The following is a 13982-nucleotide window of genomic DNA, read 5'->3' as shown; positions in this document are numbered from 1 at the left end:
CAGCAAGGTCGGCTACCGTCGGCCCTGGCCACACGGCCAGGCGACTTTTGATTTCAATTTTTTAGCATCCGATTTTGCGGCGCCGCGACGGCGCGACGCCCACCGAACGAGGCGGGGCCATGATCACACGGGACCAGTCAGCGCTGCTCGCGCCGGTCGAGCGGGATTTGCGACTCGATCTCTTCCGCGGCATCGGTCTGTGGATGATCTTCCTCGACCACATTCCGCACGACGTCGTGGCTTGGCTGACCTTGCGCAATTACGGCTTCAGCGACGCCGCCGAATTCTTCGTCTTCATCTCCGGTTATCTGGTCGGCTGGATCTACGGGCCGATCGTCGCTGGCGGCTGGTTTCTCGCCGCGCTGAAGCGGCTGTGGCGGCGCGCGGTCGAGATGTACGTCGCCCACATCATGCTGTTCCTGCTGTTCACGGCGCAGATCGCCCGCACCGCGCGCCGCTTCGACAATCCGATGTACGAGCACGAGTTCAACGTGTTCAATTTCCTGTCGCATCCGGACGAGCTGATCGGGCAGGCGATCCTCCTGAAGTACAAGCCGGTCAATCTCGACGTGCTGCCGCTCTACATCACGCTCGTTTTCGCCTCGCCTTTCATCGTGTGGTGCCTGGTGCGCCGGCCGAACCTGACGCTCGCCGCATCCGTGGTGCTCTACGTGCTGGCGCGCTGGTTCGACTGGAACGTCGCCTCCTATCCGCCCGGCACGCACTGGTACTTCAACCCGTTCTGCTGGCAGCTGATGTTCGTGTTCGCAGCCTGGTGCGGCATCGGCCAGATCGACAAGATCGCGAGATGGGTGTGGTCCAGGGCGGCGATGGCGCTGGCCGCGGCCTGGCTCGCCTTCGCGCTGCTGATCGTGATGACCTGGCACGTCCCCGCGCTCGATGCCCTGACCCCGAAATGGATGATCAAGGCGATCTACCCGATCGACAAGACCGACCTCGACATGCTGCGCTTCACGCATTTCCTGGCGCTGGCGATCTGGGTGACTCACCTCATCTCGCGCAAATGGCGGACCCTGCACGGGGCCTGGCTGCGCCCTGTGATCCTCTGCGGCCAGCATTCGCTGCCGATCTTCTGCCTTGGCGTCTTCCTGTCGTTCTCGGCGCACTGGATCCTGACGCAATACACCAAGGGCGTCTGGGAGCAGCTCGCGGTCTCCGTCGTCGGCATCGTCATCATGATCGCAGCCGCCTGGCTGCTCGACCGGACCGAACGGGTGCCGAACCTGTTCGTGAAGGTGACGGAGATCGAGGAGGCCGACACCGTCCTGGAAAGCGCGCCTGCGGACAGGTCTGCCGTGGCGCCCGCGGGTCGTTGAGTATCGCCGGCCTGCATTTTCGCGGAGAGATCCAACGGAGGGGTTTATGTCCAGACTTGTGTTGACGATCGCCGGCACACTCCTGCTCCTGATCTCGGGTGCATCGGCGCAAGCGCCCTCGCCGGAGGCGATGAGCGCGGCGCGCAAGCTCGTGGTCACCTTGAAGATCGCGGATCAGTATCGCGCGCTGTTGCCGCAGCTCCTGCTCAAGCTGAGGCCCTGGGTCGCGCAGGACAGGCCGGAGATCGAGCGCGATTATGACGCGGTGACGGCACCCGGCTCCGAGATCTACACCCCGGCCCTCACCTCAATGATCGACCAGGTCGCCGCTCTCTATGCGCAGAGCTTCAGCATTGACGAGCTGCGCCAGATCGAGGCTTTCTATGTCCAGCCAGCCGGGAAGAAGCTTCTGGAGAAGTCGGATGCGCTGGCGCAGGCCAGCGCGCAGATCGGTCAGGACGTCGGTCAGAAGACGGCCGACGAGTTGAAGCAGCGCCTCATCGAGGCGCTGCGACAGAAGGGGCACAAGCTCTGAGCCTGTACCGACAGCGCTAGCGAACCTACGCCTTGTCCGTCCTGTTGGCTCACTTCACAAGAGGGCAGCCGCCGTCCTTCAGGGGCCGGAAGGCCTGGTCGGCAGGGACTTCGGCGAGCAGCTTGTAATAGTCCCACGGGCCTTTGGACTCCTCGGGCTTCTTCACCTGGAACAGATACATGCTGTGCACCATGCGGCCGTCTTCGCGTAAGCTGCCGTTGTCGGTGAAGGCATCCTTCACCGGCAGCTCGCGCATCTTGGCCATCACGGTCTTGGTGTCCTTTGTGCCAGCGGCCTGCACCGCCTTCAGGTAGTGCAGCGTCGCGCTGTAGGTCGCCGCCTGGTTCATCGTCGGCATGCGCTTGACGCGCTCCATGAAACGCTTGCCGAAAGCGCGGGTCTTCTCGTTGAGGTCCCAGTAATAGGCCTCGGTGATGATCAGTCCCTGCGCGAGCTTCAGCCCTAAGCTGTGCACGTCGGAGATGAACATCACGATCGCAGCCAGGTTCTGGCCGCCGGCGACGATGCCGAACTCACCGGCCTGCTTGATCGCATTGATGGTGTCGCCACCGCCGTTCGCCAGCCCGATGATCTTGGACTTCGAGGCCTGGGCCTGCAGCAGGAATGAGGAGAAGTCCGCGGTGTTGAGCGGATGCTTGACGCTGCCGAGCACCTTTCCGCCGGCCGCCTTCACCACGTCGGAGGTGTCGCGCTCGACTGAATGACCGAACACGTAGTCCGCCGTGAGGAAGAACCAGCTATCGCCGCCGTTCTTGACGATGGCGCTGCCGACCGTGTGCGCGTTGGCGTAGGTGTCGTAGGTCCAGTGCGCGGTGTAGGGCGAGCAGGACTTTCCGGTAATGTCGGAGCTTGCCGCATCCGTCACGATCATGATCTTCTCATACTGCTTCGACAGCTCCATCACTGCAAGCGCAGTGGCCGAGGTCGGCAGGTCGATGATCATGTCGACGCCCTCGGTCTCCCACCACTTTCGCGCGATGGTGGAGGCGACATCGGGCTTGTTCAGCACGTCGGCGCTGACCATGTCGATCGGCTTGCCGAACATCTGCCCGCCGAAATCCTCGATCGCCATTTTGGTGGCCTCGACATTCCCCTGGCCTCCGATGTCGGAATAGACCGAGGAGAAGTCGGAGAGCACGCCGATCTTGAGCGGCGCCTGCTGGGCGAGAGACGGGCTGATCACAAACGCAGTCAATCCGGCCGCTAGGGCGGCACGCATAATCCGGCACATGGCATTTCCCCAAACTCTATCGTTGGCGCACGAGGCTAGATTTGCCTCCCTCAAGCGTCAACTCTTGCGTAACGGCGCCGCGCTCGCTGGCTGATTTGACGCGGCCGGTTGCCCCGACTACGCTTTTGCAAAGAACAAGACGCGCGTGAATGCAATGGCCTGACCTGTGCTCAGGGCGGCACTCACGCAATGAGAAAATTCAGGGGAACGGAAATGACCGGCGACACCGCAGCGACCATCTCGAAGGCCCGCGAGCATTCCATCGGCGACCTCCTGCGCCGTGCGGCGGGTCGCGATCCGGGCAAGCTCGGGGTGAGCTGCGGCAATGTGAGCTGGACTTTTGCCGAGATGGACGCGATCTGCAATCGGCTCGGCCGTGGCCTGGTTGGCCTCGGCGTGAAAAAGGGGGACCGCCTCGCCGTGCTCTCGCGCAATTCGCATGCCTTTGCGGCGCTCCGGTTCGCGGTGGCCCGGATCGGTGCGGTGCTGGTGCCGATCAACTTCATGCTCAATCCGGACGAGATCAATTTCATCCTGAAGAGCTCCGGCGCAAAGCTGCTCGCGGCCGGCCCTGATTTCGTCGAGCCCGCGCGCGCGGCCAGCGCCAGGGATTGCGCGGTCGAGAAGATGATCTGGCTGCCGGGTGAGGATCCCGCCACCGCGCCCGCTAGCCTCACCACCTTCGACGATCTCCTCAGCTCCGACGGCTCGTATCTCGATGCGTCCGTCGACAGCCGCGATCTCGCGCAGATCGTCTATACCAGCGGCACGGAGTCGCTGCCCAAAGGCGCGATGCTGACCCATGACGCGGTGATGTGGCAGTATGTCAGCTGCATCATCGACGGCGGCATGAGCGTGGACGACAAATTCCTGCACGCGCTTCCGCTCTATCACTGCGCGCAGCTCGACGTGTTCCTGGGGCCGCAAATCTATCTCGGCGCCTCCGGTGTGATCACGGGCAAGCCTGCGGCCGACAATATTCTGACATTGATCCAGGCGCACAGGATCACATCGTTCTTTGCGCCGCCGACGATCTGGATCGCGATGCTGCGCTCGCCCAATTTCGACAAGACGGATTTGTCGACCTTGCAGAAGGGCTATTACGGCGCCTCGATCATGCCGGTGGAGGTGCTGCTCGAGCTCCAGCGCCGCCTGCCCAGCGTGAAGTTCTGGAATTTCTACGGCCAGACCGAGATCGCGCCGCTCGCGACCGTGCTGGGTCCTGCGGACCAACTGCGCAAGGCCGGCTCGGCGGGCAAGCCCGTGCTCAATGTCGAGACCCGCGTGGTCAACACTTCGATGGAGGATGTGAAGGTCGGCGAAGTCGGCGAGATCGTGCACCGCTCGCCGCATCTGCTCTCCGGCTATTACAACGATCCGGTCAAGACGGCGGCGGCGTTCTCCGGCGGCTGGTTTCACTCCGGCGATCTCGCCACCGTCGATGACGAGGGCCACATCACCGTGGTCGATCGCGTCAAGGACATGATCAAGACCGGTGGCGAGAACGTCGCGAGCCGCGAGGTCGAGGAGATGGTCTACCGCATCCCTGCCGTGTCGGAGGTTGCTGTGGTAGGCCTGCCCGATCCGCGCTGGATCGAGGCAGTGACTGCGATCGTCGTGGTCAAGAGCGGGGAGAAGCTCGACGAGGAGTCCGTCATCAAGCATTGCGCCGGCCAGATGGCGCATTTCAAGGTGCCCAAGCGCGTCATCTTCGTCGATGCCCTGCCCAAGAACCCGAGCGGCAAGCTGCTCAAGCGCGAGCTACGCCAGCGCTTCGTCGGCGGCGAGACGCTCGACAAGGCGATCCAGAAGAATTTTGGCACGTGAAGCTCGCGCCTCAATACTTCTTCACGTGGGCGCCGAACGCGAACCACAGCGCCATGGACGCGAGGCCGAAACCGCCGAGCAGCAGGAATGTCGGGCCGTAGCCGATCCATTGCGCGATCCAGCCGCCAAGCGCGGGGCTGAGGCTCGCGCCGACACCCTGCACGGTGATCACGGCACCCTGGCCGAGATTGATGCGGCCGGTGCCGTTGAGCGAGCGCGCGACCATGCCGGGGACGGCAACCGTCTGGAGTCCGGTGCCCAGGCCGTCGAGCACCTGCATCGGTACGACGCCCCACCATCCCGTGACGAAGAAGGCGAGCACGCCGCGGATGGGCAGGAACATGAAGGAGACAAGAATGATGGGCCAGTAGTTGCGCTTGCTCGCCGCCTTCATTGCGATCAGCGACGTGATGACCATGACGCCTTGTGCGATCACCACGATGGTCGCGACGAAGCTCGGGCCGTTGGCCTGGCCCTCGGCGACCGCCGCCAGGCCATAGAGCGGAACGATGGCGGCATTGCCGAGATGAAACAGCGCGAGCGCCAGTGCCAGCACCAGCAGCGCGCGGTGCTTGAGCAGCATCGTGAACGCGTCCGGCGCGCTGTCGGGATCGTCCTCCTTGCTGCCGCGCGCGGCGCGATCATCGATCGCCTTGGCCGGAATCATCATCACACAGGCGATCGCGATGGCGCCGAACACCGCCGCCAGCACGAACACCGAGACATAGCCGAACTTGTAACCGAGATAGCCCGACAGCGCGGCGCCGACCATGTTGCCGGCGTGGTTGAAGGCCTGGTTGCGGCCGTTGAGCGCGTTGAAGCCCTTCTGCTTGGCGATGCCGAGCGTGATGCCGGTGACCGCGGGCACGATCGCGGCGCTCGCCAGCGATTGTGCGATCTGCGAGAACGTCACCGCCCAGAAATTTTGCGAGATCAGGATGATCGCGGAGGCGAGCACCACGCAGATGCCGGGAATCACGACCCACATGCGCTTGTTGCGGCTGGCGTCGATGAAGCCGCCGATCGGCGTGGTGATCAGCATGCCCGCGACATTGCCGATCGTCATCGCGGTACCGATCAACCCGCTCGCCCAGCCGCGCTCCTGGAGGAAGACGCCGACGAAAGGGCCGATGCCCGACTGCATGTCGGCCATGAAGAAGTTGAGAGCGAACAGGGGCCAGATACGAGACGAGGAGGGGGACCGCGATGTCATCGATACCAAAACGTCGTCTCAGCCGGAATACGGCGGGTGGGACATAATCCTTTCAGCCAATCGTTCTGGCGCGGACGAGGCATTAACGAGTGCTGATCGGGTTGGTTCCAGCCCTTGCCCGGAGGCGGGCCTTGCAGTTACGGCCAGCAATTCCTTATTGACGTTGGATTGTCTCTGTTGGGAGTACGGCATGCCTCTCTGGACCTGCGAAACCTGCGGCGCGCAATTCCCGGATGGCGAAAATCCGCCCGCGGCCTGTCAGATTTGCGAGGACGAGCGGCAATACGTCGGTTGGAAGGGCCAGACTTTCCTCACGCGCGAGGCGCTCTCGGAACGTCACTGCCTGGCCTGGCGCGACGATCTCGGCTTGACCGGCATCGCGCTCGAGCCAAGTTTTGCGATCGGCCAGCGGGCGCTGCTGGTGCCGCTCGCGGACGGCTGGCTGATGTGGGACTGCGTACCGCTGGCGACGCCGGAGGCGATCGCGCATATGCGGTCGCTCGGCGGGTTGAAGGCGATCGCGATCTCGCATCCGCATTACTATGGCGCGCTCGCCGACTGGAGCGAGGCGTTCGGCGGGGTGCCGGTCTATTTGCACGCCGATGATCGCCAATGGGTGACGCGTCCGCATGCGTCGATCGTGCACTGGACCGGCGAAAACCATCGCATCTCCGACGATGTGCTGCTCCTGCGCACCGGTGGTCACTTCGCCGGCGCCACCATGCTGCACCATGCGAGGGGTGCGGACGGCAGGGGCGCGCTGCTCACCGGCGATATCGCGCAGGTCACGATGGATCGCCGCTTCGTCAGCTTCATGTACTCATATCCGAACTACATGCCACTCAATGCCGCCGCAGTGCGACGGATTGCGGCTGCCGTCGAGCCGCTGGCCTTCGATCGCATCTACGGCGCCTGGTCGGACCGCAACATCGCCGCAGGCGCCAAGGCCGCCTTCGCGGCCTCTGTCGCGCGCTACCTGGCCGCCATCGCCTGAGCCGGCTCGCGACGGGATTTATCTTGCTGATCCACAATAAATGGACTATAAGTACAGTTATTAAGCGTTACGCGACGATGCGTCTGCGGGACCGGCATGATCGATGCATCGCTGTTTCCGCGGCGCGCTCGCCGCGTGAGCGGGAGTTCGGTCCATGACGGCAGGGCGCGACTACGAGATCTTCGAGGCCGGCGACGTCACGCTCCGGTCCGGGGCCGTCGTCCCTTCGCTCAAGCTCGCCTACAAGACCTACGGCACGCTCGGTCCGGACAAGGACAATGTCATTCTCTATCCGACCTCGTTCAGCGCGCAGCACACCGACACCGAGTGGCTGATCGGCCCCGACGGCGTGCTCGACCCCACGCGCTACTTCATCGTGATTCCGAACCTGTTCGGCAACGGCCTGTCGTCCTCGCCGTCGAATACCGCCGCGCCGTTCCCGATCGTGAGCTATCACGATGCCATCGCGGTCCAGCATCGGCTGCTCACCGAGCGGTTCGGCATCTCGAAGCTAGCCTTGGTCTATGGCTGGTCGATGGGCGGCATGCAGGCCTATCACTGGGCGGCGCTGCATCCCGATATGGTCGAACGGGCGGCCGTCGTCTGCGGCAGTGCCCGTTGTGCGCCCTATAATTACGTCTTCCTGGAAAGTGTGAAGGCCGCGCTGACCGCCGATCCCGCCTTCCGTGACGGCCGCTTCGCCGAGAAGCCCGTCGCAGGCTATCGCGCCATGGGGCGAGTCTACGCGGGTTGGGCGATGTCGCACGGTTTCTATCGCGACGAGATCTGGCGCGAAGCAGGCTTCACCTCGTTGGACGACTATCTCGTCCGCACATGGGACGCGGCGTTTGCCCGGCGCGATGCCAACGATCTCCTGGCTCAGATCGGGATCTGGCAGAACGGAGATATCAGTCGCTGCGCCACATTCAACGGCGATTTCGATCGCGCGCTCGGTGCGATCACGGCCCACATGCTGCTGATGCCCGGTGCGACCGACCGCTATTTCGACGTCCGCGACAACGAGGACGAACTCGGCCGGCTGGTCAATGCGCGCTCTGCGGTGCTGCATCCGATCCCGTCGCTGCACGGCCATCGCGCCGGCAACCCCATCAACAATCCGCGCGATCGGGCCTTCATCAAGGCCGAGATCGCGGAGCTTCTCGGCAAGTAGGGCAGGCATCCGATCATGAGCGACGCAACCGTTTCAGACTCCGGCCATCGGCTGAAGCCGTTGGCGCCGGCGATGCTGCGTGAACTGTCGGTGCGGTCCAACCTCAGGGGCGCCGTGCAGAGCCTCGGCCATTACGGCATGGTCGTACTGGTCGGCGCGCTGATCTGGCGGGTCTCGACGACCTGGGGTATCCTTTGGGCGTTGCCGCTGATGGCGGTGCAGGGCTATCTCGTCGCCTTCCTGTTCATGGCCGTGCACGAGACCGCGCACAAGACCGCGTTCAAAAGTCGCGGTCTCAACCTCGTGGTCGGCTATCTCTCGGGCTTCATCATCGGCTTGCCCTACGAATATTATTGCCTGTTTCACTGGGACCATCACCGCTACACCCAAGACCCCGAGAGGGACCCGGAGCTCGTCGTCGGCGTGAAGCCGAAATCCGACACGCAGCTCGCGCTCGCCTATAGCGGCGTGCTTCAGGTCGCCGGCCGCCTGTGGCTGATGCTCGGCCATGCCGTCACCGGCAAGGTCGTCGTGCCATGGATCCCCGAGAACAGGCGCGCCATCATCGTCACCGAGGCGCGCGCCTATGTCGCGCTCTATGCGCTGCTGCTCGTGCTGTCGTTGTGGTTCTCGTCGGCGCTGCTGCTCTGGGTCTGGATCGTGCCGTTGATCATTGGGCAGTTCTTCCTGCGTCCCTATCTCTACGCCGAGCACACCGGCTGCGAGCGTACCCGCAGCGCATTCCAGAACACCCGCACCACCTACACCGGCGCGATCGTCAAATGGATCGCGTGGAACATGCCCTACCATGTCGAGCATCACGCCTATCCCTCGATCCCGTTCCACGCACTGCCGAAGCTGAACGGGATCGTCGACGGCGAAATCGTCCATCGTGGCCGCGGCTACATCCGGACGACGCGCGAGACCTGGGCCTGGTTTCGGCGACATAGACAGGCCGGCTAGCGGAAGAAAAATCGACGCGCAAAGCCCCGATCGCGGTGCGATCGGGGCTTTGTCGTGAATGCGGGATATCAGTAGATCCCGTATGCGCAGACGTTCACGACGCGGACGCGCAGGCCGTGGCGGGTCTGGACGACGCGCTCCTGATAGCAATTGTTGACGCCGCTGTTGACGTAGACCCCGCCAAAGCCCCAGCCGTGACCCCAGTGATGGTGGAAGCCGTGGGCCGACGCGGCGGTGGGGGCGAGAGCGGCAACGCCGAGCGAGCCGGCGGCGATCAGACCAAGTGCAAGCTTACGAAACATTTTCATTCTCCAGTTTGGCGTAAGGGCCGTTGTTGTGTCCCTGCATCTCGGTCGAGCCGAAACGCGAATGCGTTCATGCAGCGCGGGGAGAATCGTGTTTCAGGAGTGTTTCGTCGGTCGCGGCGCGTCGCGCCGCCGTCCTGTTTTCCGCGCCGCGCGATAGCGCACAGCCATCGCCTCTGTCAGCTCGGCCATCTTCTCGCGCAGGTCGGCCGGCTCCAGCACTTCGGCCTCGGGCCCGAGCCGCAACAATTCGGCGGCGGCATGCCATGACGTCTTGCCGGTCGGCACTCTGGCAATGCGCCAGCCGTCCGCATCCGCGGTCTCTTCGAGCTGCGTACGCGCCCTGACGTAAGGCTGGCTCAGGGCATCGAGCAGTTTCACGCCGAAGGGCGACAGCCGAACGATCGCGACATTGGGATGCATCTCGGCCTCAAGACGCAGCGTTGCATCCCGCCAATAGCCGGCGAGATCGAAACCGGCGGGCCGCTCACACCGATCGTCGAGCGCGGTGCAGTCGAGCACGCGCGCGACGCGATAGGTCCGCACGCTGCCGTCGACCAGACCTGCGAGATACCAGCTGCCCCCTTTCAGCACGAGACCGAGCGGCGCGACGCGACGCTGCTTCTCGGCGCGCCAGCTCTGGTAGCGGATCTTGATCAGTGTCCCGCGCAGGGTCGCGGCGGCGATCGTGCGCAGATGCTTCGGTTCTTCCGCCTCGCCGAACCAGCCCGGCGCGTCGAGGTGAAAGCGCTCCTGCATCCGTCCGGCGTCTTCGCGCAAATTGGCGGGCAGCGCGGCCATCAGCTTGTTCTGTGCGGCGATCATCGCCGCATCCAGCCCGAACGCCGCCGCTGGGCCCGGCAATCCCCCCAGAAACAGCGCTTCCGCCTCGCTCTGCGACAGACCGTTCAGCCGCACGCGATAGCCGTCGAGCAGGCGATAGCCGCCCTCCGCCCCGCGGTCGGCATAGACGGGGACGCCGGACGCCGCGAGCGCGTCGATGTCGCGGTAGATCGTGCGCACCGAGACTTCGCAGGCCTGCGCGAGCTCGGGCGCGGTGACCTGCCCCTTGGCCTGGAGGGTGGTGAGGATCGACAGCATCCGGCTCGCGCGCATGATTCCTTAAACCATACCTGACACAGGATGTCAGGTATGGTCCGCTACAACGCCATCGCCAGCCGGCAGATGGAGACCGCCATGACTGATCCGAACCGCATCACGCTGTATTATTCGCCGCAAACCCGGGCCACCGGCACGCGGGTGCTGCTGGAGGAACTGGGAGCGCCTTATGATCTTCGTGTCCTCAACATGAAGGCCGGCGAGCAGCGCCAGCCGGCCTATCTCGCCATCAACCCGCTCGGCAAGGTGCCGGCGATCCACCACCGCAACGCGCTGGTGACCGAGCAGGTCGCGATCACCATCTATCTAGCCGATTTGTTTCCGCAGGCGGGGCTGACACCCGCGCTGAACGATCCGCTGCGCGGCCCGTATCTGCGCTGGATCGCCTATTACGGCGCCTCGTTCGAGCCGGCCCTGATCGACAAGTTCATGCAGCGCGAGCCGGCACCGATCACGCAATCGCCGTATGCCGACTATGACATCATGCTCGGCGCGCTCGAGGCGCAGCTGTCGAAGGGCCCGTATCTGCTCGGCGAGCGCATGACGGGCGCCGACGTGCTGTGGGGCGTCGCGTTCAGCTGGACCATGATGTTCGGCATTGTGCCGAAAAAGGACGTGTTCGTCCGCTATGCCGAACGCATGACCTCGCGGCCCGCGTTCCAGCGCATCAACGCAGCGGACGCTGAGATGGCGGCGCAGCATGCTGCGGCGGCTGGCGGTTGAATGAACCGGGGTTGCAGATGACGAAGCCGATGCACACGACCAACTGCTTCAACACCTTCATCCAGGTTGCTGAAGATTGTCCTGCGCGTACCGGCGAAGAGCCGCCGCTGCGCGCGGGAAAGCCGACGGTGGCGTGCCTGCAATACGGGATGATCGCCAAGGCGCCTTACAAATACACGTCCGACGACGTGATCTTCGCGACCTCTGCGTCGGGACGCGAACTCGCCGTGAAGGCGACGAAAACGGAGAAGCAGGCGGCCCGCGAAGCGTTCTTCTCCCGAGGGCAGGCGTGCATGAGGGCGTCGAGCCTGGGCAAGCGCTTCGGCTGGGGCGTTCATGCCGATAGCAAGGGCCGGATCGCGATCTATCCCATCGAGAGCAAACACTACAAGGCGCTTGCCCGCGATCCCAGGCTCACGCAGGTGCGCGCGATGCGGTCGAAGCGGGCTTGATCAGAATTTCGGCGGTCGCTTCTCCGCGAACGCCTTGATGCCTTCCTTGATCTCGTCGCCGCGCATGCTGTCGCGGTGACGCTGATCGGCGGCTTGCGCGTCCAATTCGCCGCGGGCGAATTCGTTGATGGCGCGCTTCATGCCGCGCATCGCCTGCGGCGCGTTGCCGGCGAGGATCGCAGCGAGCCTGTCGACCTCCTCGTCCAGAAACTCCAACGCCACCATGTCGGTGAGATAGCCGATCCGCAGCATCTCCGGCGCGCTGATCTTTTGCGCGGTCAGGAACAGTTTTTTTGCATTGTCGACGCCGAGCCGCGTCACGTAACGCTTGATGCCGCTGCTGTAGTAATGCAGCCCGAGCCGTGCCGCGGGCATGAACATCTCGGCGGTATCGACGCCGATGCGGAAGTCGCAGGCAAGCGCGAGGTCGGTCGCGCCGCCATAGACGCCGCCGTTGAGCCGGCAGATCGTGGGGACGCCGAGATCCTCCAGCCGGTTGACGACCACCTCGAACGCCGATCCCGCGCTCTGCTGCTCGTTCGCACTGACCGCGCGCTCGGCAACGGAATTGAGGTCATAGCCGGCGGAGAAGGCGCGCCCCGTGCCGGTCAGCACCAGCACGCGGATAGCAGGATCGGCCTCGACCCGGTCGAACAGTTTGACCAGTTCGCCGAGATCCTCGGCCTGGAGCCGGTTGAGATGTTTGGGCCGGTTGAGGCGGATGGTGGCGCGTGCGCCAACGAGTTCGAGCACCGGGCCAGTGGCTGCGTCGGCTGTGTCCGACATTCTTGTCTCCATTTATTTTGCTTGTCGCCATTTATTTGTTTTCGAGCGTGCGCCGCTTCGCCTCGGCATCGATGGTCTCGGCGAGATCGGGATGCCGCGCCATCAGCACGCGGAAGTCGACGAGGTCGAGCACAAGAAGCCGCGACACCTTGGTGGTCGAGACGTTGGCGCCGCGCAAATTGTTGCCGAGCAAGGCCATCTCGCCGAAGAAGGCGCCATCGCCGAGCCGCACCTTCTTGCCGGGCAGGTCGACCTCGACCTCGCCGGCGGCGATGAAATACATGCAGTCGCCCTGCGCACCCTTGCGGATGATCATGGTGCGCGCCGGCAGCTCCATGGTGCGCAGCATGTGGGTGACGTCGGCGATGGCGGCCGGTCCAAGCGCTGCAAAGAACGGCACCTTGCTGACGGATTCCCAGGTCTTGAGGAAATTGTCGCGCCGGGTCTCCGCGGCAAAGCCGGTCGCCAAAATACCGGTCCAGAGGCCGAACACACCGAGGCCGGAGATCATCACCAGCGCCGCCACCATGCGGCCCAGCGGCGTCACCGGCACCACGTCGCCATAGCCCGTCGTCGTCAGGGTTGCGACGGCCCACCACAGCGCGGCCGGCACGCTGCCGAACGTCTGCGGCTGCACGTCCCGCTCCAGGAAATATTCGGCAACCGAGGCCAGGAAGACCACCATCAGGAAGATCACGAGCACGCTGACCAGCGGCCCCGATTCCAGCACCAGCACGCGGCGGAGCTGCCGCAGGCCGGGAATGCCCGGCACCACCTTCAGCACCCAGAGCACGCTGAGCAGCCACGCCGTCCTGGGCTCGATCCCGAGAATCAGCGCGGCCGGCACGGCCAACGCACCGACCGCGTCGACCAGCCCGGCGGAGGAGGACATGTAGAGTGCAAGGCGCCCCTGTCGCGTCATATGGCGCAGCCGGACCACCCATTCGTATACGAAGTACACGAGACAGGTCCAAAGCAGGGCGTCGACCCAGCGATGTGCCGTCTCATAGGCCGGGTTGACCGTCAGGAGCACCATGGCAAGCACGCCGACGGCGACGGCCACATAGGCCGCCCTGGTCATGTTGCGGCCGGCCGTGGCGGCCGCGAACTGGGCCAGAGCGGAGATCAGCGGCTTGGACATGCGAGCAGGCGGCTCAGTTTCGTCTTTGCGGTCCCCGGCTGGAACCTCGCTGCCAAAGTGCCTGCCCGGCTCGAGGCCGTCAACGACGGTCCGCCGGACCACGCGCCGCTACTTGAAATGCGGCGGTTCGTCGTAGCCGCGACGGCTGCTGAAGAACAGCAGCA

At 64.4% G+C, this 13982-nt stretch carries 14 protein-coding genes; 8 read left to right on the top strand and 6 right to left on the bottom strand.

The features are described 5' to 3' along the window. Positions 1-119 precede the first annotated feature (119 nt). Both IVB32_RS25685 and IVB32_RS25680 read left to right on the top strand, forming a co-directional pair. Positions 120-1337, top strand: a complete 1218-nt coding sequence (locus IVB32_RS25685; RefSeq protein WP_026233810.1) for an OpgC domain-containing protein — start codon at positions 120-122, stop codon at positions 1335-1337. Between the two features lie 46 nt (positions 1338-1383). After that, complete coding sequence (locus IVB32_RS25680; RefSeq protein ID WP_026233811.1) at positions 1384-1872, top strand: DUF2059 domain-containing protein; 489 nt, start codon at positions 1384-1386, stop codon at positions 1870-1872. Positions 1873-1921: 49 nt separating this feature from the next. Here the strand turns inward: IVB32_RS25680 and IVB32_RS25675 are convergent, their stop codons facing one another. Beyond that, the gene (locus IVB32_RS25675) at positions 1922-3124 is read right to left on the bottom strand and encodes an ABC transporter substrate-binding protein (RefSeq protein WP_026233812.1); all 1203 of its coding nucleotides are present in this window, start codon (positions 3122-3124) and stop codon (positions 1922-1924) included. 213 nt (positions 3125-3337) lie between these two features. On the opposite strand from IVB32_RS25675, the gene IVB32_RS25670 reads away from it, so the two are divergent. After that, the gene (locus IVB32_RS25670) at positions 3338-4951 is read left to right on the top strand and encodes an acyl-CoA synthetase (protein ID WP_018459443.1); all 1614 of its coding nucleotides are present in this window, start codon (positions 3338-3340) and stop codon (positions 4949-4951) included. A 10-nt stretch (positions 4952-4961) separates the two neighbouring features. Here the strand turns inward: IVB32_RS25670 and IVB32_RS25665 are convergent, their stop codons facing one another. Next, positions 4962-6164 (bottom strand): MFS transporter, encoded by a 1203-nt coding sequence (locus IVB32_RS25665; RefSeq protein ID WP_026233813.1) that lies wholly within the window; start codon positions 6162-6164, stop codon positions 4962-4964. 190 nt (positions 6165-6354) lie between these two features. Here IVB32_RS25665 and IVB32_RS25660 point away from each other — a divergent pair, with 190 nt between their 5' ends. From IVB32_RS25660 to IVB32_RS25650, 3 genes are all read left to right on the top strand, one after another. Further along, entirely contained in the window at positions 6355-7158 is an 804-nt protein-coding gene (locus IVB32_RS25660; protein ID WP_247369334.1) for an MBL fold metallo-hydrolase, read from the top strand. A gap of 154 nt (positions 7159-7312) precedes the next feature. Beyond that, positions 7313-8329: an alpha/beta fold hydrolase gene (locus tag IVB32_RS25655; RefSeq protein ID WP_018459446.1), complete on the top strand. Its 1017-nt coding sequence runs from the start codon at positions 7313-7315 to the stop codon at positions 8327-8329. Positions 8330-8344: 15 nt separating this feature from the next. Further along, positions 8345-9292 carry a fatty acid desaturase gene (locus tag IVB32_RS25650; RefSeq protein WP_018459447.1) on the top strand — a complete coding sequence of 316 codons (948 nt, stop codon included), beginning with the start codon at positions 8345-8347 and terminating at the stop codon, positions 9290-9292. A 68-nt stretch (positions 9293-9360) separates the two neighbouring features. Here the strand turns inward: IVB32_RS25650 and IVB32_RS25645 are convergent, their stop codons facing one another. Together IVB32_RS25645 and IVB32_RS25640 are read right to left on the bottom strand one after the other, a co-directional pair. Next, positions 9361-9594 carry a hypothetical protein gene (locus IVB32_RS25645; RefSeq protein WP_018459448.1) on the bottom strand — a complete coding sequence of 78 codons (234 nt, stop codon included), beginning with the start codon at positions 9592-9594 and terminating at the stop codon, positions 9361-9363. A 99-nt stretch (positions 9595-9693) separates the two neighbouring features. Beyond that, a complete protein-coding gene (locus IVB32_RS25640) occupies positions 9694-10713 on the bottom strand; it encodes a YafY family protein (protein WP_085361649.1) in 1020 nt (339 codons plus the stop codon). Between the two features lie 81 nt (positions 10714-10794). On the opposite strand from IVB32_RS25640, the gene IVB32_RS25635 reads away from it, so the two are divergent. Then, positions 10795-11439, top strand: coding sequence for a glutathione S-transferase family protein (locus IVB32_RS25635; protein ID WP_026233814.1), 645 nt, complete (start codon positions 10795-10797; stop codon positions 11437-11439). A 17-nt stretch (positions 11440-11456) separates the two neighbouring features. Further along, complete coding sequence (locus IVB32_RS25630; RefSeq protein ID WP_247369338.1) at positions 11457-11891, top strand: DUF6157 family protein; 435 nt, start codon at positions 11457-11459, stop codon at positions 11889-11891. Here IVB32_RS25630 and IVB32_RS25625 read toward each other — a convergent pair whose 3' ends face one another. Continuing rightward, positions 11892-12677 carry an enoyl-CoA hydratase/isomerase family protein gene (locus IVB32_RS25625; RefSeq protein ID WP_018459451.1) on the bottom strand — a complete coding sequence of 262 codons (786 nt, stop codon included), beginning with the start codon at positions 12675-12677 and terminating at the stop codon, positions 11892-11894. A gap of 31 nt (positions 12678-12708) precedes the next feature. Further along, the gene (locus tag IVB32_RS25620; protein ID WP_026233815.1) at positions 12709-13818 is read right to left on the bottom strand and encodes a cyclic nucleotide-gated ion channel; all 1110 of its coding nucleotides are present in this window, start codon (positions 13816-13818) and stop codon (positions 12709-12711) included. Positions 13819-13982 lie beyond the last annotated feature (164 nt).

Source organism: Bradyrhizobium sp. 23 (assembly GCF_023073295.1).
Lineage (GTDB): Bacteria > Pseudomonadota > Alphaproteobacteria > Rhizobiales > Xanthobacteraceae > Bradyrhizobium > Bradyrhizobium canariense_D.
The sequence above is the reverse complement of the archived record's forward strand: the minus strand, read 5'-3'. Positions and strand labels throughout refer to the sequence as shown.

Coding starts and splice junctions, on each gene's coding strand:
- IVB32_RS25675 (WP_026233812.1), bottom strand. CDS start 3,124: ATGTGCCGGATTATGCGTGCCGCCCTAGCGGCCGGATTGACTGCGTTT.
- IVB32_RS25665 (WP_026233813.1), bottom strand. CDS start 6,164: ATGACATCGCGGTCCCCCTCCTCGTCTCGTATCTGGCCCCTGTTCGCT.
- IVB32_RS25620 (WP_026233815.1), bottom strand. CDS start 13,818: ATGTCCAAGCCGCTGATCTCCGCTCTGGCCCAGTTCGCGGCCGCCACG.
- IVB32_RS25680 (WP_026233811.1), top strand. CDS start 1,384: ATGTCCAGACTTGTGTTGACGATCGCCGGCACACTCCTGCTCCTGATC.
- IVB32_RS25655 (WP_018459446.1), top strand. CDS start 7,313: ATGACGGCAGGGCGCGACTACGAGATCTTCGAGGCCGGCGACGTCACG.
- IVB32_RS25640 (WP_085361649.1), bottom strand. CDS start 10,713: ATGCGCGCGAGCCGGATGCTGTCGATCCTCACCACCCTCCAGGCCAAG.
- IVB32_RS25645 (WP_018459448.1), bottom strand. CDS start 9,594: ATGTTTCGTAAGCTTGCACTTGGTCTGATCGCCGCCGGCTCGCTCGGC.
- IVB32_RS25635 (WP_026233814.1), top strand. CDS start 10,795: ATGACTGATCCGAACCGCATCACGCTGTATTATTCGCCGCAAACCCGG.
- IVB32_RS25660 (WP_247369334.1), top strand. CDS start 6,355: ATGCCTCTCTGGACCTGCGAAACCTGCGGCGCGCAATTCCCGGATGGC.
- IVB32_RS25650 (WP_018459447.1), top strand. CDS start 8,345: ATGAGCGACGCAACCGTTTCAGACTCCGGCCATCGGCTGAAGCCGTTG.
- IVB32_RS25625 (WP_018459451.1), bottom strand. CDS start 12,677: ATGTCGGACACAGCCGACGCAGCCACTGGCCCGGTGCTCGAACTCGTT.
- IVB32_RS25630 (WP_247369338.1), top strand. CDS start 11,457: ATGACGAAGCCGATGCACACGACCAACTGCTTCAACACCTTCATCCAG.
- IVB32_RS25670 (WP_018459443.1), top strand. CDS start 3,338: ATGACCGGCGACACCGCAGCGACCATCTCGAAGGCCCGCGAGCATTCC.
- IVB32_RS25685 (WP_026233810.1), top strand. CDS start 120: ATGATCACACGGGACCAGTCAGCGCTGCTCGCGCCGGTCGAGCGGGAT.